Annotated in this window: 16 protein-coding genes and 2 tRNA genes; 7 read left to right on the top strand and 11 right to left on the bottom strand. The window is 60.5% G+C overall.

Annotated features, from left to right (window positions below; genetic code table 11):
• Positions 1 to 64: 64 nt before the first annotated feature.
• Positions 65 to 1,405, top strand: a complete 1,341-nt coding sequence (locus NCHU2750_RS17005; RefSeq protein WP_119943460.1) for a L,D-transpeptidase family protein — start codon at positions 65 to 67, stop codon at positions 1,403 to 1,405.
• Positions 1,402 to 1,650 (top strand): sulfurtransferase TusA family protein, encoded by a 249-nt coding sequence (locus NCHU2750_RS17010; protein ID WP_119941582.1) that lies wholly within the window; start codon positions 1,402 to 1,404, stop codon positions 1,648 to 1,650. The genes NCHU2750_RS17005 and NCHU2750_RS17010 overlap by 4 nt, the downstream gene beginning before the upstream one ends.
• A 3-nt stretch (positions 1,651 to 1,653) precedes the next feature.
• On the opposite strand, the gene NCHU2750_RS17015 is transcribed toward NCHU2750_RS17010, so the two are convergent.
• A complete protein-coding gene (locus tag NCHU2750_RS17015) occupies positions 1,654 to 2,853 on the bottom strand; it encodes a CobW family GTP-binding protein (RefSeq protein ID WP_119941583.1) in 1,200 nt (399 codons plus the stop codon).
• Positions 2,854 to 2,866: 13 nt separating this feature from the next.
• Positions 2,867 to 4,009, bottom strand: coding sequence for a D-alanyl-D-alanine carboxypeptidase family protein (locus NCHU2750_RS17020; RefSeq protein ID WP_502703799.1), 1,143 nt, complete (start codon positions 4,007 to 4,009; stop codon positions 2,867 to 2,869).
• 262 nt (positions 4,010 to 4,271) lie between these two features.
• Between NCHU2750_RS17020 and NCHU2750_RS17025 the strand changes: the two genes are divergently transcribed.
• From NCHU2750_RS17025 to NCHU2750_RS17035, 3 genes are all read left to right on the top strand, one after another.
• Complete coding sequence (locus tag NCHU2750_RS17025; protein ID WP_119941584.1) at positions 4,272 to 5,435, top strand: M20 aminoacylase family protein; 1,164 nt, start codon at positions 4,272 to 4,274, stop codon at positions 5,433 to 5,435.
• Between the two features lie 156 nt (positions 5,436 to 5,591).
• A tRNA-Arg gene (locus NCHU2750_RS17030) sits at positions 5,592 to 5,668 on the top strand.
• A 175-nt stretch (positions 5,669 to 5,843) separates the two neighbouring features.
• Positions 5,844 to 5,919, top strand: a tRNA-Thr gene (locus NCHU2750_RS17035).
• Between the two features lie 134 nt (positions 5,920 to 6,053).
• On the opposite strand, the gene NCHU2750_RS17040 is transcribed toward NCHU2750_RS17035, so the two are convergent.
• The 5 genes from NCHU2750_RS17040 to NCHU2750_RS17055 form a co-directional block, all read right to left on the bottom strand.
• Positions 6,054 to 6,362 (bottom strand): hypothetical protein, encoded by a 309-nt coding sequence (locus tag NCHU2750_RS17040; protein WP_119941585.1) that lies wholly within the window; start codon positions 6,360 to 6,362, stop codon positions 6,054 to 6,056.
• Positions 6,362 to 7,045 carry a nucleotide-binding protein gene (locus NCHU2750_RS17045; RefSeq protein ID WP_119941586.1) on the bottom strand — a complete coding sequence of 228 codons (684 nt, stop codon included), beginning with the start codon at positions 7,043 to 7,045 and terminating at the stop codon, positions 6,362 to 6,364. Before NCHU2750_RS17045 ends, NCHU2750_RS17040 begins: the two co-directional genes overlap by 1 nt.
• Before the next feature lie 474 nt (positions 7,046 to 7,519).
• A complete protein-coding gene (locus NCHU2750_RS30605; protein ID WP_162939666.1) occupies positions 7,520 to 7,672 on the bottom strand; it encodes a hypothetical protein in 153 nt (50 codons plus the stop codon).
• 228 nt (positions 7,673 to 7,900) lie between these two features.
• On the bottom strand, positions 7,901 to 9,823 hold the full coding sequence (locus tag NCHU2750_RS17050) for a hybrid sensor histidine kinase/response regulator (RefSeq protein ID WP_119941587.1): 1,923 nt from the start codon (positions 9,821 to 9,823) through the stop codon (positions 7,901 to 7,903).
• Between the two features lie 18 nt (positions 9,824 to 9,841).
• A complete protein-coding gene (locus NCHU2750_RS17055) occupies positions 9,842 to 10,585 on the bottom strand; it encodes a helix-turn-helix domain-containing protein (RefSeq protein WP_119941588.1) in 744 nt (247 codons plus the stop codon).
• Between the two features lie 119 nt (positions 10,586 to 10,704).
• On the opposite strand from NCHU2750_RS17055, the gene NCHU2750_RS17060 reads away from it, so the two are divergent.
• Positions 10,705 to 11,436: a response regulator gene (locus tag NCHU2750_RS17060; RefSeq protein WP_119941589.1), complete on the top strand. Its 732-nt coding sequence runs from the start codon at positions 10,705 to 10,707 to the stop codon at positions 11,434 to 11,436.
• Here the strand turns inward: NCHU2750_RS17060 and NCHU2750_RS17065 are convergent.
• The 3 genes from NCHU2750_RS17065 to NCHU2750_RS17075 form a co-directional block, all read right to left on the bottom strand.
• Entirely contained in the window at positions 11,409 to 11,873 is a 465-nt protein-coding gene (locus NCHU2750_RS17065) for a hypothetical protein (protein ID WP_119941590.1), read from the bottom strand. The genes NCHU2750_RS17060 and NCHU2750_RS17065 overlap by 28 nt on opposite strands.
• A gap of 107 nt (positions 11,874 to 11,980) precedes the next feature.
• Complete coding sequence (locus NCHU2750_RS17070) at positions 11,981 to 12,541, bottom strand: DUF2937 family protein (protein WP_119943464.1); 561 nt, start codon at positions 12,539 to 12,541, stop codon at positions 11,981 to 11,983.
• 84 nt (positions 12,542 to 12,625) lie between these two features.
• A complete protein-coding gene (locus tag NCHU2750_RS17075; RefSeq protein WP_119941591.1) occupies positions 12,626 to 13,855 on the bottom strand; it encodes an FAD-dependent oxidoreductase in 1,230 nt (409 codons plus the stop codon).
• A 129-nt stretch (positions 13,856 to 13,984) separates the two neighbouring features.
• Between NCHU2750_RS17075 and dxr the strand changes: the two genes are divergently transcribed.
• Positions 13,985 to 15,172, top strand: coding sequence for a 1-deoxy-D-xylulose-5-phosphate reductoisomerase (dxr, locus tag NCHU2750_RS17080; protein ID WP_119941592.1), 1,188 nt, complete (start codon positions 13,985 to 13,987; stop codon positions 15,170 to 15,172).
• A gap of 200 nt (positions 15,173 to 15,372) precedes the next feature.
• Here the strand turns inward: dxr and hemA are convergent, their stop codons facing one another.
• Positions 15,373 to 16,587 (bottom strand): 5-aminolevulinate synthase, encoded by a 1,215-nt coding sequence (gene hemA, locus NCHU2750_RS17085; protein WP_119941593.1) that lies wholly within the window; start codon positions 16,585 to 16,587, stop codon positions 15,373 to 15,375.
• Positions 16,588 to 16,740 lie beyond the last annotated feature (153 nt).

Raw genomic sequence — 16,740 nt, forward strand, 5'->3', positions numbered from 1 at the left:
ACCGTATCATTATCCTACGCCTATGCCCCGGTTTGATGCCGAATTAGACATGTGGTCCGTCCCGATGCGTCTGAAACACATCGCCTTTGCTCTTCTGGTTGCGACAGCTCTCACCGGCTGTAACGATACGCTCGATTCGTCGAGCATCGACCTCTCGACCGTCAAGAACAAGGTAAACCAGCCGCTGCCGGCCAAGGTTCTCGCCGATATGCAGGCGAAGAACATGCCGCGCACATCGCCGATCATGATCCGCATCCTCAAGGAAGAGGGTAAGCTTGAGATCTGGAAGGCGACTGCCGACAACCGTTTCGACGTCATCAAGAGTTACGACATCTGCGCCTGGTCCGGAAAGCTCGGACCGAAAGTGAAGGAAGGCGATCGCCAGGCGCCGGAAGGCTTCTACAGCCTGACGCCGGCCCACCTGAACCCGAATTCCAAATATTATCTCGCCATCAATACCGGCTATCCGAACCGCTACGACACCGCCAACGGTCGCAACGGCACCAACCTGATGATCCACGGTGCCTGCTCGTCCTCGGGCTGCTATTCGATGACCGACGAGCAGATCCTCGAGATCTATGCCTTCGCGCGCGACGCCTTCAAGGGCGGCCAGACGACGATCCAACTGGAGGCGCTGCCCTTCCGCATGACGGCCGATAACATGGCCCGCCATCGCGACAGCGAGAACTACGCCTTCTGGAAAATGCTGAAGGTCGGCTACGACAATTTCGAAGTCACCAAGCGTCCGCCCGAAGTCGCCTTCTGCGACAAGAAATACGTCTTCAATCAGGACGGCAAGGGCGCCTTCAACGCAGCCGGCGCTTGCCCGTCCATGTCGACCCCGCCGGCACTCGCATCCGCCCTGTCTTCCTACGAGAAGACCTATGATGTTGCCTACGAGAAGGCCGTCGACAAGCTTGGCACCAAGGTATGGTACGAGCCGACGGAAGCCGAGCGCAAGGCGGTTGTCGCCGAAAAACGCAAGGGCCATGACATCGCCTATGCGCCCACCGGAACCTCACTCGAAGCCGGCAAGCTGATGAGCCAGGCTGATTTCCAGGAAATGATGGAAAAGCGGATGGCGGCCAGCCAGCCGAAGCCTGCCACCACCATCATGGCATCCGCCGCACCGCAGCCGGCAACGACGGCCGCGCAGATGAAGCAGGGTCGCCTGCCCGCCGCGGCCACCGCAACGGCAACGGTTGCAGCCGCCACGCCGGCCACATCCGCAGAACCGACGACCACCGCCAGCATCGCCGCGCCTACGATCCAGACAGAGGCAGGCAAGGTGGCAGCGGTCCCGATTCCCGAGCAGAACCCGATGGACGCACTCGCCTATGCCGCGCCCGCAGCGCCGGTCAGCGAAGCCAAGAAGCCGTTCTGGAAGTTCTGGGACAAGCAGTGACCTCCCCTCATGAGAGCCTCTACGATCTCAGAGGCCTCAAATGCCCGCTGCCGGTCCTGAAGACCCGACGCCGGTTAAAGACCATGATGACCGGCGATTGCCTGACCATCGACACCAGCGATCCGCTGGCGGCGATCGACATCCCGCATTTGTGCAATCAGGACGGCCATACGCTGCTCAGCACAGAGAAGACCGTGAACGGCCACCGCTTCGTCATCCGCAAGGGCCAGACAGCCGAAATCTGACGATCACCGGCTGAAGCCGGGCACCGCGAGCGGATTGTCCTCCAGCGCAGCCCGGTCCGGCCGGTCGAGCCGCGGTTCGCCGGTGAAGGCGGCAAACAGGTCGGCAACGAATTCTTCCGACAGGCCCTTGGTGATCAGCACCATGCGGGTCTTCTGATCGGAACCTTGCGGCCAACGCGGCAGGCGTTGCGGCGGATGGAAGATCGCCTGTACCCCATGCAGCACAAGCGGGCGCTCCGGATTGTCGGAGAGCTTGACGACCGCCTTCATCCGCAAAAGCTTCTCGCCATGGGCCGAGCGCAGCAGATCGACGAACATGTCGATCGCCATCGGATCGATCGGCCTTTCATGGATGATCGAAAACGAGCGAATGTCGTTGCCATGGCGGTTCACGTCATGATGATGATGGTGACCATGCGAATGGCCGGCGTGATCGTGACCATCATGATGATGGTGATGCTGATGGTCGTGCGCATGGTCATGATGATGGCCGTGGTGATGATCATGATGATGATCATCGTCGGCCGCCATCTCGTCGCGCAGCCAGCGATCCACATCGGCGATTTTCGTTGCCGGATCGTAGAGCCCGTTGGCAAGCACCGACAGGCTGCCGGCCTCGGCGCTATCGCCATCGACGAGAGGCGCACGCGGATTGAGTGCCGCAAGCTTGGCCCTGAGCACGGAGAGCTGCGCCGCATCGGCGAGCGTCTGTTTCGACAGGATCAACCGGTCGGCGACGGCAACCTGCTTGACCGCCTCCTGATGCGCGTCAAGCGTCGCCAGACCGTTGACCGCATCGACGACGGTTACGACGCCTTCAAGGTCGAAATTCTGCGCGATGACCGGATTGCCCATCACCGACTGCATGACCGGAGCCGGATCGGCGAGCCCCGTCGTCTCGATGACGACCCGCGTCACCGGCTTGGCGCGACCCGTCTGGATCGCATCGATCATCGAGGCAAGCGTATCGACCAGCTCGCCCCGCACCGTGCAGCACAGGCAGCCATTCGACAACTCGATCATCGAATCGCCCGAGGATTCGACGAGCAGGTTGTCGATACCCACCTCGCCGAACTCGTTGATGATCACTGCGATGTCACGCGCCGCCGGATCCTGCAGCATGCGGTTCAGCAATGTCGATTTTCCCGCACCGAGAAAGCCGGTGATGATCGAGACCGGGATCCGTTCAGCCGCTATCGGCATGGTGAGATCGTCCTTATGGGTTGGCGGCCGGCCTGACGACCGGCCTCGGCACCGCCGCACCCTTGGCAGGCGCCTTGGCCTCGCCCTTCTTCGGCGCAGTCTTCTTCACCTTCGGCGGCGGAGGAGGAACTTCACCGCCGGTGATCGGATAGACGGCCACATATTGCGGCGGATGATCCATCTCGTGAATATAGGGCGAATGCTGGATCGTGCGGCCGGCATCGTCGCGCGTCTCGCTGCGGATTTTGGCGGCCTTCGGATTGCAGATCTCGGCACTGACGTCGTTGACCTCGGACGTATCGCCCGACACCGGCAGCGAGGCAAGCGGCACGCCCTGGTTCGGCGCCGAGGTCAGCCCCTGCTGCAAAAGGTTTGCCGTGTCGTCGGCACGCCCGGCAAGGCTGTCGGAGCCGAGCACGACCGAAATGACGCTGCGGTTGCCGCGCGTGGCGGATCCGATCTGGTTGAAGCCCGAGGCGCAGATGAAGCCGGTCTTCATGCCGGTCGCGCCGTCGAAGCGGCCGATCAGGGTATTGTAGTTGTGATACTGGCGCTTGCCGGTATCGATGCCCTCGATGGTGAAATAGCCCATATATTCGGGGAAGTCGCGACGCAGCCGCAGCGTCAGCACCGCAAGGTCACGCGCCGTCGTATACTGGCCCTTGCCGGGCAGACCGTTCGGGTTGATGTAATGCGTCGAGGTCATGCCGAGCCTGGCGGCTTCCGCATTCATCATGGCAACGAAATTGTCCATCGAACCGCCGACGGTTTCACCCACGGCATAGGCCATGTCGTTGGCGGACTTTACCAGCATCATCTTCAGCGCGTTGTCGAGCGTCATCGTCGTGCCGACGCTGAAATTCATGTTGCTCGGCGGCTGCGACACCGCCCTCTGGCTCATCGTCACCACGCTGTCGAGCTTGATGCGGCCGCTCTTCAACGCGTCGAAGGTCACATAGGTCGTCATCAGCTTGGTCAGCGATGCACCATACCATTTCAGGAAGGCATCCTGCTGGGCGATCACCCGACCGGTATTCGAATCGACGATGATTTTCGGATTTGCGGAAGCCGCGCCTGCAAAGGCCAGAGTGGCGGACAAGACTGCGGCGGAAGCCAGGCGGGTGGACCGGCCGGCACGGAAAAGAGAAAACGGCAAGATTGTCCTCATGATTGCGGCGTTAAGCACGCGGCGCATAGACGCCCTCTATGACCAAGGAATGGCAAAGAAGATTGATTACGTCAATCACCGGAGGCACTATCACCGGTGGAGGGGATACATAACCGCGTGAAGCCGGCCACATCGGGCAGCAATGTGAGATGGCCTCGCGTCTGGTCACACGAAGAAACATGAAGAGGAGCATTGACGGCCGGTGCGTTTTGGCCGGAAATGCTCTGGACGTTGAAGGAAAGAGACACGAATGCCCATATTGAACCGCGCAGCCGAGCTTCAGGGCGAAGTGACGGGCTGGCGACGATTTCTGCATCAGCATCCCGAAATTCTTTATGAGGTCCATGACACGGCAGCCTTCGTCGCAGAGAAACTGCGCGAATTCGGCGTCGACGAGGTGGTCACTGGCATCGGCCGAACCGGCGTCGTCGGTATCATCCGCGGCAAGGGGGAAGGCACCCGCACGATCGGCATGCGCGCCGATATGGATGCGCTTCCGCTGACCGAGGTGACCGGCAAGGATTATGCGTCCAAGACACCGGGGGCCATGCATGCCTGCGGCCACGATGGCCACACCTCGATGCTTCTCGGCGCTGCCAAATATCTTGCCGAAACCCGCAATTTCAACGGCACGGTGGCCGTCATTTTCCAGCCGGCCGAAGAAGGCGGCGCTGGTGCGCTCGCCATGGTCGAGGACGGCATGATGGAGCGCTTCGGCATCGAAGAAGTCTATGGCATGCACAATATGCCCGGGATTCCGCTCGGCCGGTTCGCCATCCGCAAGGGCGGCATCATGGCAGCCCCCGACCGCTTCACCATCACCATCAAGGGCCGCGGCGGCCACGCCGCCCAGCCGCACAAGACGATCGATCCGATCTTCATCGGCTCGCAGCTCGTCGGCAGCCTGCAGGCTATCGCCGCCCGCAATGCCGATCCCGTCCAGTCGGTGGTCATATCGGTCACCCGCTTCGATGCCGGCACCACCCACAACATCATCCCCGATACGGCAACGATCATGGGCACGGTGCGCACGCTGAGCGAAGATACCCGCGACCTTGCCGAAAACCGTATCCGCCAGATCGTCGACGGCCTCGTCGGCGCCCACGGCGCGGAGGCTGATATCGACTATTACCGGCAATGCCCCGTCACCTCCAACCATGACCGCGAGACCGACCACGCGATCGAAGCCGCAACCGAGATCGTCGGCACCCCGAATGTCGATCCGAATGTCGACCCGACCATGGCCGGCGAGGATTTTGCTTATATGCTGAAGAGCCGCCCCGGCGCCTTCATCTTCATCGGCAATGGCGAAACCGCCCCGCTGCACAATCCCCGCTACGACTTCGACGACGAAGCGATTGCCTTCGGCATTTCCTACTGGGTACGGCTCGCCGAAAAACGCCTGTCGGAATAGGCCTTGAGCAACCTCCCGGAGGCGGCGTGCTGCCTCCGGACCGTTCAAGCGCAAAAAGCCAAGGCCTTGGACAAACAGGGCAAGCCGAAAGATCGCCATGCGACCCAGAAAAAGGCTTGGCTAATCCAGGCGGCTTTTGTATGGGTTGCGATAAGTGGTCCCATAGCTCAGTAGGATAGAGCGCAGGATTCCTAATCCTGAGGCCGATGGTTCGAATCCATCTGGGATCACCACCGTTCCTCGAAATGATCAAAGGTTGCGCTTCAGGCTAAGGCTTGGCTATCCACGCGCGTGGGGCAACGAGGATGGGGCGATGCGCTTCCGAGTTTGCAGCGCTGACAGTTTCACCACGATTGACGTTTTTGCTTTACAGCAAGACAAAATCTGGTAACTCCCGCATTTGAGAGTGCCCTTGTAGCTCAGTTGGTAGAGCACCTGATTTGTAATCAGGGGGTCGCGGGTTCGAACCCTGCCGGGGGCACCACTCATTTTCCAGCCTTTTCACCTTTGCCCGGCCTGCGCATTTTTTGCCCGGCGCGATAGAGACAGAAGCCTGCGCGAAATCGCTGAAGTCGCCGTTCTTCCCATCCGCCCAACGCCATGCCGTATCGGACGCGACTAGACCTTGGCGCGTCGCATCAACTCGTCCAGCGCCTCGCCGTAAGACATGCCGGTATCGTTGCAGAAGGTCTTGAAGCGGTTGATCACGTCGATGGGCGCACGCACGAAGGCCTGATCGAAGGGCTGTGACGGTTTGCGGACGCGCGCCACACGCTCAACCACTTCCCGGCTTTTGAACCCCGCCCGTTCTGCGGCCCTATCGCCGAGATCGTCTCTGTCGTTGGCGTCCTGGGCGCCGTCTCGCGGCGAGAACTTCGATACGTCGAGACGCTTGTCGTCCTGGCCAAACCCGAAATCCCTTGCCATCAGGCCGCCCTTTCATCCTTCAGTGTCTGAAGCAGTTCCAGCACTTCGCCGGTCAACTGCATCGCGTTTTCGATCGCAGCCGGCACGCCGTTGATTGCCGTCTGACTGAGTTCCTGCAGCGCAAGTCGCTCCATGAACATGGCGTTATAGGCTTCCCTTCGGTGCAGATGAGTACCAAGCACCGGCAGGCCGCTCTTGCGCATCTGCTGGCTGATTTCCCGCTCGATCCGGCGCACGAAGGGCGGCGGGCTGGTCCGGTTGAAGGACAGTGCGAAATTCAGCGGCCGACCGACATCCGCCTCGCTTTCCCGGACAAGGCTGACCGCACGTGCCGCCTGCTGCGCATCAAGGGCGCTTCCGGCAAGCGGGATCAAGGTCAGGTCACTGCGGATGATCGCCCGTGATGTCAGGCGGCTGGCCGTACCTTCAAGGTCGATGAAGACGAACTGCGCCTGCGAAGCCGTTTCGTTGATCAGGTCACGAATATTGGCTTCCGTGGCGTCGCTGCGAACCTTGAGCGGCAGCGTGCTTTTGCCGGACCGCCAGTCCGTGATCGGCCTGTTCGGATCGGCGTCGATGATGATGACCGAGGCCCCCGACTGCACCAGGCATGTCGCGATCGTCAGCAATGTCGTCGACTTCCCGGCGCCCCCCTTCGGGTTGGCTGCGCAGATGACAGGCATATCGTTCTCCAACCTGTGAAACTGGTTCCATCTAGCATAAATGAAAGCATGCAGGCAATCCTGCATTCAAGCAAGCTACCATCATTGCATGATCGCATTCTTGCGATCTTGATATCAACAATGATTGCATGCATGACATCAAGAAATCACGCATGCAAAAAATTTTCATTTACCAATAACTATAGCAAAAACAGCATCTTAGAAAGGAAAGAACAGCCCAACACTCGAGACGAAACCGGTTGCATCGCGGAAGAGCGACGACTGGCAGGATCTATTCTGCTCAACCAAGGGCCATGACGCCAGGGAAGGATGCGGGATCGGTCCACATGCCGGCCATTGCTGCCGACATGCGAGAGCCTCGTACATCAGGGACGGCGGCCTGCATTGCCGCAGGCTAAGAACAACCTCTGGCCTATTACCTCGCACCGACGCTGGCACGAAGCGTATTGTCGGAAGGCATGGACCCGCGACGCCTTACGGCAGGATCGGTGATTGCGACGGGTGCTTGATCGAACTGGTAAACATCGGGTCGACCGTCTGCAGGCGGTCCCAGGAAACCGAGACGCCGAACAGCAAGATTGCGATGATCGGTATAACAAGAAGCACGACGCCGCCGCTGATGCGCATGACCAACTCCAAAACTACATAGTCATGGCCGAGACCTTGTGCGCAGCAGCTTAACGGTTGGTTAATTTGTGCCAGTTTTACACAACCGGGAAACGTATCCACAGCACGATTCTGGAAGGCACATGATTCGGCGAGAAGGGCCGAAAAATCGCCCCAATCCTCTCCCCCGCCGCGGCAACGTTCAAATCGGTGCCGGAATGAGGCCATTTCAAGGGCTTGGAGCGACCGTCAGTCCAATAGCGCACGCACGCGCACCGCGAGTTCCCGCGCCGTATAGGGCTTCTTCAGCCAGCTGCCCGAAAGCGCCAGCTCGCGCCCCGCAATCGCCGGTTCGGCATAGCCGGAGGTGAACAGAACCGGGATATGCGGCCGCTCGGAACGTACCCTGTTTGCCAGTTCGTCGCCTGTCAGACCACCGGGCATGACGACATCGGTAAACAGCAAGGCGATATCGTCATGGCGATCGAGCTGCGAAAGCGCCTCATTTCCGTTTTCAGCCTCGATCACCTCGTAACCGAAACTCGTCAGCCTGGAGACCGTCACCCGTCGCACCCGCGGATCGTCCTCGACCACCAGGATCTTCTCGCGCCCGCCGGGCAGCGGGCTGGAGACCTGGGCGCCGCCGCCATCGGCATGGCTGATATCGATCTTCCGCCTGGCGGCCGGCAGAAACATCCTCACCGACGTGCCCTGGCCGATCTCGCTATAGAGCTGGATATTGCCGCCCGATTGCTTGACGAAACCATAGACCATGCTGAGGCCGAGCCCCGTGCCGGCACTCACACCCTTGGTCGTGAAGAACGGTTCGAACGCCTTCTCCTTCACCTCCGGGCTCATGCCGCTGCCCGTATCGGTGACAGCGACGAGAACGAACTCACCGGTGCGCATGTTGGAATACATCTGCGCATAATCGACATCGAGCTTGATGTGAGAAATCTCGACGGTCAGCTTGCCGCCGCGCGGCATTGCATCGCGCGCATTGATGACGAGATTGAGAATGGCATTCTGCAACTGCGAAGCATCGACCAGCGCCTCGTTGGGCGCGCCGGCGATCACTGTCTTGAACTCGATCGCCTCACCAAGGGTGCGCCGCATCAGGTCGGAAAAACTGGAAACGAGCTGCCCGACATCGACGAGCTGATTGTTGAGCGGCTGCCGTCGGCCGAAGGCGAGAAGCTGGCCGGTCAGCTTGGCACCATCATCGGCCGCCGCCTGCGCCTCCTGGAGCAAGACCTTGAGGTTCGGATCCTCAAGCCGGTATTCCATCATTTCCAGATTGCCGCTGATAACGGTGAGCAGGTTGTTGAAGTCATGCGCCAATCCCCCGGTCAGCTGACCGATGGCCTCCATTTTCTGGGATTGGCGCAACTCCTCCTCGATCTTGTGGCGGCTCGTCAGGTCGCGGATGAAACCGGTGAAGATCCGCTTTCCGCCGCTTCGCGCCTCGCCGACGGCAAGTTCCATCGGAAACGTCGTGCCATCCTTGCGCAGCCCGGTGACCACGCGGCCATAGCCGATGATCCGGCGCTCGCCGGTTTCCATATAGCGGGAAATATAGCCGTCATGCGCATTGCGGTCGGGATTAGGCATCAGCATGCGGACATTCTTGCCGCAAACCTCGGCCTCGCTGTACCCGAACAGGCGCTCCGCCGCGACACTGAACGAGGTGATGATACCCGCCTCATCAATGACGATGGTCGATTCCGGCACGGTATCGAGAATGGAGCGTAGATGCGCCTCCCGTTCCGCCAGATCGTTCTGTACCCGTTTCATCTCGGTCACGTCGTTGTTGGTCTGGATAATGATGGGCAAGCCATCAACCGAAAGGGCAACGGCAACCCAGCGTGTCGCGACAAAGACCTGATGGCCGTCGCGACTGCGATGTTCTACTTCCCCTTCCCAGGAATGATGCTCCGCCACGCGCTGGCGTATCTCGTCCAGCGGAACGGGAAACCGCGTCTGCAGCAGCCGGTGGACCGACTGGCCAATCGCCTCCTGGCGTGACCAACCGTAAAGCCTCTCACAGCCGCTGCTCCAGCGAATGATCGTCCCCTCGCCGCTGTGAACGAGCACATTGGCGTCATCCAGCAAGTGAAGGACGGAATCCAGCTCAGCCTGGGTCGTCAGCGTGCTTCTTATTTTCTCAGGCATCAAAATTCCTGGCTGCGGTTAGTGGTGGCGACGTTCGTCAGCCGAAACCATCGGCTCCCCCCAGCCGTATTCATCGTTGTCTCCGGCCAATTGTGCAAGCGTCATCGGCTTGATGATCTTGACCGAATGGCGACCGACGCAGCCAAGCACGCCCTTTGTCGTCAGCTTGGTAATGGTGCGCGAGACCGTCTCGATGGTCAGCCCCAGATAGTCTGCCATGTCCTGGCGGGTCATCGGCAACTGCACCATCGACTGAACCCCGGTCTTGGCCGCTGCCCGGCGCAAGTGCTTCAGCAGAAATGTGCAGAGCCGTTCCTCCGCGCTCTTGCACGACAGCAGCACCATCTGGTCCTGGGCAGCGGCCATTTCGTCGCATACACGTGCGAAGAGCTGCGGGCGTAGCTCCTCCGATTCCTGGACGGCGGCTTCGAAAGTGCGACGGGCTAGACGGCGGATCTTCGTTCCGACGATCGCTTCGGCGCTGTAGAGATAATTGCCCTTCAGCGAAACGCCGAGGAGATCGCCTTCGAAGACGAAACCGGTAATCACCCGGCGACCGTCAGAAATGATGCGGAATATCCTGAGCGCGCCTTCGGCCACTTCAAACACGTGCTTCGCGTCATCGCCTTCTAGGAAAAGCGACTGGCCCGGCTGCAGGCATTCGACGGGCTGGCGCGAAAACAGGCCGCTCAACGTTTCCGGTTCGACCTGCGAAAGAAGGTTTGTGGTGCTGCGTTCGCGATTATAGCTGGTGAGAAACATGTTCGGATCCCCGTCGTTTGATGGGGGTAGTTGACGTGATTGCAGTAACACGCGAATGCTACCGCCGTAAAAGACGGTTCGAATTGGTAACAGTTTGTAACAGCCTGGCTTGATTTTAGATGTCCCTTGATCCCGCCCACGCGGCACATATCCTTGTCGTTGACGACGACCCTCGTATTCGCCAGATGCTCGCCCGCTATTTCGAGGGTGAGGGATATCGCGTTACCACCGTTCCGGATGGCGTCGAGATGAACGTCGTTATGCGCCAGAACAGCGTCGACGCAGTCTTGCTCGACCTTTCGCTTCCCGGCGGTCGCGACGGTCTCGATCTTGCGCGCGATATCCGTGCCACGTCCGACGTGCCGATTATGATGCTGACCGGACGCGACGATGTGGTCGACCGGATTATCGGCATCGAGATCGGCGCCGACGATTATATCGCCAAGCCCTTTCATCTGAGAGAGGTTCATGCCCGGCTGAAATCCATCCTCAGGCGCCGCCAGCCGGCGCCTGCGGCAAAGCCGGCCCAGGAGGAAGACAGGATCATTCGCTTCGAGGGATGGTCGCTCAACCTGTCGCGACGCCAGCTGGTTGATCCGGACGGGGCGGAGGTGGAACTCACGACCGGCGAATTCGACATGCTCGCGGCCTTCCTCAACCATGCAGGCCGGGTACTGACACGCGACTTCCTGATGGACCTGACCCGTGGCCGCCACCTGGAAGCATTCGACCGCACCATAGATGCGCAGATCGTCAGGCTGAGGCGTAAGATAGAGGCTGATGCCAAGCATCCTCAGTTCATCAAAGCGATCCGCGGCATCGGCTACATCTTCACCGGAAAGATCGGCTGATCCGGCAGGCTGTCGCTATCGGCGGAGATGATCAGCCCATGGCCTCTCGGACCATGGTCGAGGTAATCGACAAGCACGGGCCAGGTCGTCGGCACCGCCGTCCAGATATGGATCTTCTGGCAACGCTCAGCCATGGCGAATGTCTTTACCGCGGAAAACAGCAACGCCCTGACTTCCTCGCAATCCTTCAGGCTCACGGCGGCGATCAGCGGCACTTCGACTTGGCGTCGAAAATCACCCTCTCCTCTCACCGCGACATGGCAGATACCGCGTATATACCCCTCCCGGTCCTTGACCACGAACCAGCGGCGGCAATCTGCTGCACGGCGGGTCAGCGCAGTCCATTGGTCGAGGTCGAGGCCGGGCATGATGCGCTCGATCAGAGCATAGGCCCGTAAAACGTCTCGGGCATGCAAGGTGCCGATCCTGTAGCCCATTGCCCCTCCGTCGCGCTCTTATGCGCAGACGCGTGCATGCGTCCGGTGGGAGTGTGCGTGAGACGAGAAACGCCGCCTTGACTTCGATCAATGGGTGACATGCTCACTCATGACATGCGCTTGCCCGAAGATGCATCCATGCCTCGCGGCATAATTCGCCGGTGAGGTAGCTGACGAAGGCCGGCAAATGCCCGAAGGATGCCGCCGAACAGGACGGCGAACAACGAACCGATGGCCACGCCGATCGCGGCCCAAACCCCACCCGCAAAGCTGAACGGCATCGCCGGCACGAACCATTTCATGGTCTTCGAGAAAATTGGCGGATCGATATGCTGCAGGATCGCCAGAGGCCTCAGGACCGGAGGCGCCGCCGCGAGATCCTCGAATTGATCCGAAAGCGCCTCATAACGCTCGAATGTCCTTCGCATCGCGTCACCCTGCGAATGCAGGAAGGGTTCACTGGACAGCGAATAGATGTTGAGTGCTGCACGCCGATCGAGCCCTTCGTGATTGGCCTGCTCGTCGAAGGTCTGGATGATGCTTGTCAATTCGTCGATCGCGCCGCCGAGACGCTGCCGATACTGCTGGGCAAATTCCGGCGCCTGCGAAAACAGGACACCGCCCGAAGCGACCACCAGCAGGACCAAAACGCGGCGAACAACAGACAAGATCAACCCTCGGCTTCATCGTTTCCGGTCAACGGAAAACCATCGCAAAGGTTGCAGGCCAACGTATTATCTGAGGCGAGCGCTCTAGCGGCTTGGCGAGCGCTCCTTCACCCGTTCCATCCGGAAGCCGAGGCCGATCAACCGTCCCGACAAGTGTGCGAGAACAGGCCAGCGGGCAATGCCGCGAATGAAACCCGGTGGCCCCTTGCGCTTCGCCTCGTCCTTCTCGTCCGCCCGCCGGCCGCTGCGCATCATCAATTGCAGCTTCTGCGTCGCCCGCGTCGGAAAACTGCGGCGCTTTTCGATGGCGGCAAGATCGGCATCGGAAAGCCTGTTTTCGCCAAGCGGCGCCGACAGCAGGTTTGCCGCAGCGACTGCATCCTGGATGGCGAGGTTTACGCCCACTCCGCCGATCGGCGACATCGCATGTGCCGCATCGCCGATGCAGATCAACCCGGTCCGCCACCATTGGCTGAGACGATCGATTCTGACAGTCAAAAGGCTCGTATCGTCGAAGGAGCCGATCTCGCCCATCCGTGCCGGCGGCAGCGGCGAGACATCCGCCACCATTTTTCGAAAGGCCTCGATCCCCTTTTGCCTGATGTCGGCAAATGTCGTCCGTCGGATCACGTAACCACATTGCCAGTAATCGCCCCGGTCGATCAGCACGAGCCCCTGCCTTGGTCCCGCATGGCCCATCACCTCATGTGGATCGCCCGACTGTTTGGAGAGCTTCATCCACACGACTTCGCTCGGCTGGCCAAAGCTTTCGACAGTCAGTCCCGCCTTGTCGCGAATGACCGAATTGCGCCCATCCGCGCCGACCACCAGCTCGGCCCGAATGGTGATATCGCCGCCCGCCATGCGGGCACGAAGCCCGCGGATACGGCCATCCTCCTCGACAAGGTCGGTCACCTGCGCCTGCATGATCAGCCTGAAATTCGGATAGGCCTTGGCCGAAGCTGCAAGGAAATTCAAAAAATCCCATTGCGGCATGAAGGCGATGAAGCGGTTCTTCACCGGCAGCCGCGAAAAATCGGCGATCGTGATCGTGCGCCCGCCCATCTCCGCCGAGAGCTTTTCCGCCCGCGTATGCGGCAGCGCCAGGAACGCATCGATCAGCCCCAGCTGGTCGATCACCTCCAGCGTCGAGGGATGGATCGTATCGCCGCGGAAATCCCGCAGGAAATCGCCGTGCTTTTCGACAACCGTGACATCGACGCCCGCCCGCGCCAAAAGCAAGCCGAGCATCAGCCCCGCCGGGCCACCGCCGGCAATCACACAGGTTGTCTCGATCGTGTTGCTCTCTTTCATCACCTCATTTCGCTCCGATCGACGGCCGGATCAAGCCGGCCGTCATCACATCTGCCGTATTTCTCGGAACTCTTGTAGAGGCCGGCTTTCGCGAGTAGACCAGCGGCAACTGTAAGAGTGGAAGAGGTCATGGCAGACATTCTAAGGCGCCGCATCAGCATCCTCGGATCGACCGGCTCGATCGGCGTCAATACGCTCGACGTGGTCGCCCAACTCGGCGGACGCGATGCTTTCGACGTGGTCGCGATCACCGGCAACAGCAATGTCGACCTTCTGGCCGAGCAGGCGAAAATGTTTGGCGCGCGCCTCGCCGTCACCGCCGATGACAAGCAGTATGCGGTGCTGAAGGACGCCCTTTCCGGCACCGGCATCGAGGTCGCGGCCGGCCGCGCCGCACTGGTGGAGGCGGGAGAGCGGCAGTCCGATTGGGTCATGGCCGCAATCGTCGGCACCGCCGGCCTTGCGCCCACCCTTGCGGCAGCAAAACGCGGCGCCGATATCGCGCTGGCCAACAAGGAATGCCTGGTCTCCGCCGGCGACCTGTTCGTCAAGGCGGTCGCCGATGGCGGCGGCAGGCTGATCCCCGTCGACAGCGAACACAGCGCCATCTTCCAGTCGCTTGAGGACGACCAGCGCCACGCCGTCGAACGCATCGTCATCACCGCCTCGGGCGGCCCGTTCCGCACGTTCAGCCGCGAGCAGATGGCCGGCGTGACGGTCGATATCGCCCGCGCCCACCCGAACTGGTCGATGGGCCTGAAGATTTCAGTCGGCAGCGCCTCGATGTTCAACAAGGCGCTGGAAATGATTGAGGCAAAGCACCTCTTCAATGTCCGCCCGGACCAGATCGAGGTCGTCGTCCACCCGCAATCCGTCATCCATTCGATGGTCGGCTATACCGACGGCTCGGTTATCGCGCAGCTCGGCTGCCCCGACATGCGCACCGCCATCGGTTATGCACTCACCTATCCCGACCGGCCGAAGCTGAACGTCGATCGCCTCGATTTCGCTAAGCTGGCCCGCCTTGATTTCGAGGCTCCCGACGAGATCCGCTTCCCGGCACTGAGGCTCGCCCGCACCGCCATGGCACGCGGCGGCGTGCAGGCTGCGGTAATGAACGCCGCGGAAGAAACCGCCTTCAACGCCTTCTGCGACCGCCGCATCGGCTTCCTGCAGATGGCCGATATTGCCGAACAGGTGATGGAAGACATGACCGGCTATGGCGTCGCGATCACCATGGACGACGTCTTCGCCGCCGATGGCGAGGCAAGGCGCCGCGCCGGGGACGTCATCGCCAGAATGGAAATGGCGGCTTAGGGAGCCGTTCCCCTCACTTGCGATTTCTAACACTTAGCCTTCGGCTAAGATGTTGAAATCGCTTTCTCTCCCGCAAGGGGAGAGATGCCGGGGAGGCAAGCTCGACGCTATACCTCTCCCCCTGCGGGAGAGGACACAAAATCAAGATCTTAGCGTCAGCTAAGTCTTAGATTTTGTTGGTGAGGGGATGGACCCGAACCTCAGGCCACATTTCGAGCCAGCGCGCAGCGCGACCACAACTGGTGCAGTGAAGCGACCAGATGCTCGATATCGGCATCGCTATGCAGCGGCGTCGGGGTAATCCTGAGGCGCTCGGTCTTGCGCGGTACCGTCGGATAGTTGATCGGCTGCACATAGACATTACACGTATCGAGCAGGATGTCGGAGATCCACTTGCACTTCGATGCATCGCCGACCATGACCGGCACGATATGGCTCGGGTTCGGCATATGCGGAATGCCTTGGCTGTCGAGCAGGCCACGCAGCTTGCGCACGCGCTCCTGATGGCGGGCACGTTCGAACTGGCTGACCTTGAGATGCTGGATCGAGGCGACGGCACCGGCGGCAAGTGCCGGCGGAATGGCGGTCGTGAAGATGAAGCCCGAAGCGAACGAACGAATGAAATCGCAAAGCGCGGTAGACGCGGCGATATAACCGCCCATCACGCCGAATGCCTTGCCGAGCGTCCCTTCGATGATCGTCAGGCGATCCATCAGGCCTTCGCGCTCGGCAATGCCGCCGCCGCGCGGACCATACATGCCGACCGCATGAACTTCGTCGAGATAGGTCATTGCGCCATACTTGTCGGCGAGATCGCAGATTTCCTTGATCGGCGCGATATCGCCATCCATCGAATATACGGATTCAAAGGCGATCAGCTTCGGCGCATTCGGATCGGCGGCCTTCAGCTTGGCTTCCAGATCGACGAGATCGTTATGCTTCCAGATCACCCGGTCGCACTTGCCGTAACGGATACCTTCGATCATCGACGCATGGTTCAGCGCGTCGGAGAAGATGATGAGGCCGGGGATCTTCTGGCCGAGCGTGCCGAGCGTTGCCCAGTTCGAGATATAGCCGGAGGTAAAGACGAGCGCCTGCTCCTTGCCGTGAAGGTCTGCAAGCTCGCGCTCCAGAAGAACGTGGTAGTGGGTCGTGCCAGAAATATTCCGGGTGCCTCCCGCACCCGCGCCACAGTGATCGATCGCCTCGTGCATTGCGGCCAGAACCGCCGGATGCTGGCCCATGCCCAGGTAGTCGTTGGAGCACCAGACGGTTACTTCCTTCTCACCTTCGGATGTGTGGTGGGTCGCCCGCGGAAAACTGCCACGATGCCTTTCGAGATCGGCGAACACGCGGTAGCGGCCTTCCTGATGAAGTCCGTCCAGCTCGCTCTTGAAAAATGCCTCGAAATCCATGCTAAACTCCAAAACCCTTGAAGGGTCTTCTTGATCTTTGCCAGCTTCTTCGTCTGCCTGCGGCAACGCGTCGTCAAGCCCGAAGAGGCGGTATGGGCGTAGCTGCGGCAATAGGCCCATCTTTTGAATTATTCCAATCTAAATCTTAGCGAT

Origin of the sequence: Neorhizobium sp. NCHU2750, from assembly GCF_003597675.1 — a bacterium.
In the GTDB taxonomy this organism is placed as follows: domain Bacteria; phylum Pseudomonadota; class Alphaproteobacteria; order Rhizobiales; family Rhizobiaceae; genus Neorhizobium.

Coding starts and splice junctions, on each gene's coding strand:
- NCHU2750_RS17005 (WP_119943460.1), top strand. CDS start 65: ATGCGTCTGAAACACATCGCCTTTGCTCTTCTGGTTGCGACAGCTCTC.
- NCHU2750_RS17015 (WP_119941583.1), bottom strand. CDS start 2,853: ATGCCGATAGCGGCTGAACGGATCCCGGTCTCGATCATCACCGGCTTT.
- NCHU2750_RS17025 (WP_119941584.1), top strand. CDS start 4,272: ATGCCCATATTGAACCGCGCAGCCGAGCTTCAGGGCGAAGTGACGGGC.
- NCHU2750_RS17040 (WP_119941585.1), bottom strand. CDS start 6,362: ATGGCAAGGGATTTCGGGTTTGGCCAGGACGACAAGCGTCTCGACGTA.
- NCHU2750_RS17045 (WP_119941586.1), bottom strand. CDS start 7,045: ATGCCTGTCATCTGCGCAGCCAACCCGAAGGGGGGCGCCGGGAAGTCG.
- NCHU2750_RS30605 (WP_162939666.1), bottom strand. CDS start 7,672: ATGCGCATCAGCGGCGGCGTCGTGCTTCTTGTTATACCGATCATCGCA.
- NCHU2750_RS17050 (WP_119941587.1), bottom strand. CDS start 9,823: ATGCCTGAGAAAATAAGAAGCACGCTGACGACCCAGGCTGAGCTGGAT.
- NCHU2750_RS17055 (WP_119941588.1), bottom strand. CDS start 10,585: ATGTTTCTCACCAGCTATAATCGCGAACGCAGCACCACAAACCTTCTT.
- NCHU2750_RS17060 (WP_119941589.1), top strand. CDS start 10,705: ATGTCCCTTGATCCCGCCCACGCGGCACATATCCTTGTCGTTGACGAC.
- NCHU2750_RS17065 (WP_119941590.1), bottom strand. CDS start 11,873: ATGGGCTACAGGATCGGCACCTTGCATGCCCGAGACGTTTTACGGGCC.
- NCHU2750_RS17075 (WP_119941591.1), bottom strand. CDS start 13,855: ATGAAAGAGAGCAACACGATCGAGACAACCTGTGTGATTGCCGGCGGT.
- dxr (WP_119941592.1), top strand. CDS start 13,985: ATGGCAGACATTCTAAGGCGCCGCATCAGCATCCTCGGATCGACCGGC.
- hemA (WP_119941593.1), bottom strand. CDS start 16,587: ATGGATTTCGAGGCATTTTTCAAGAGCGAGCTGGACGGACTTCATCAG.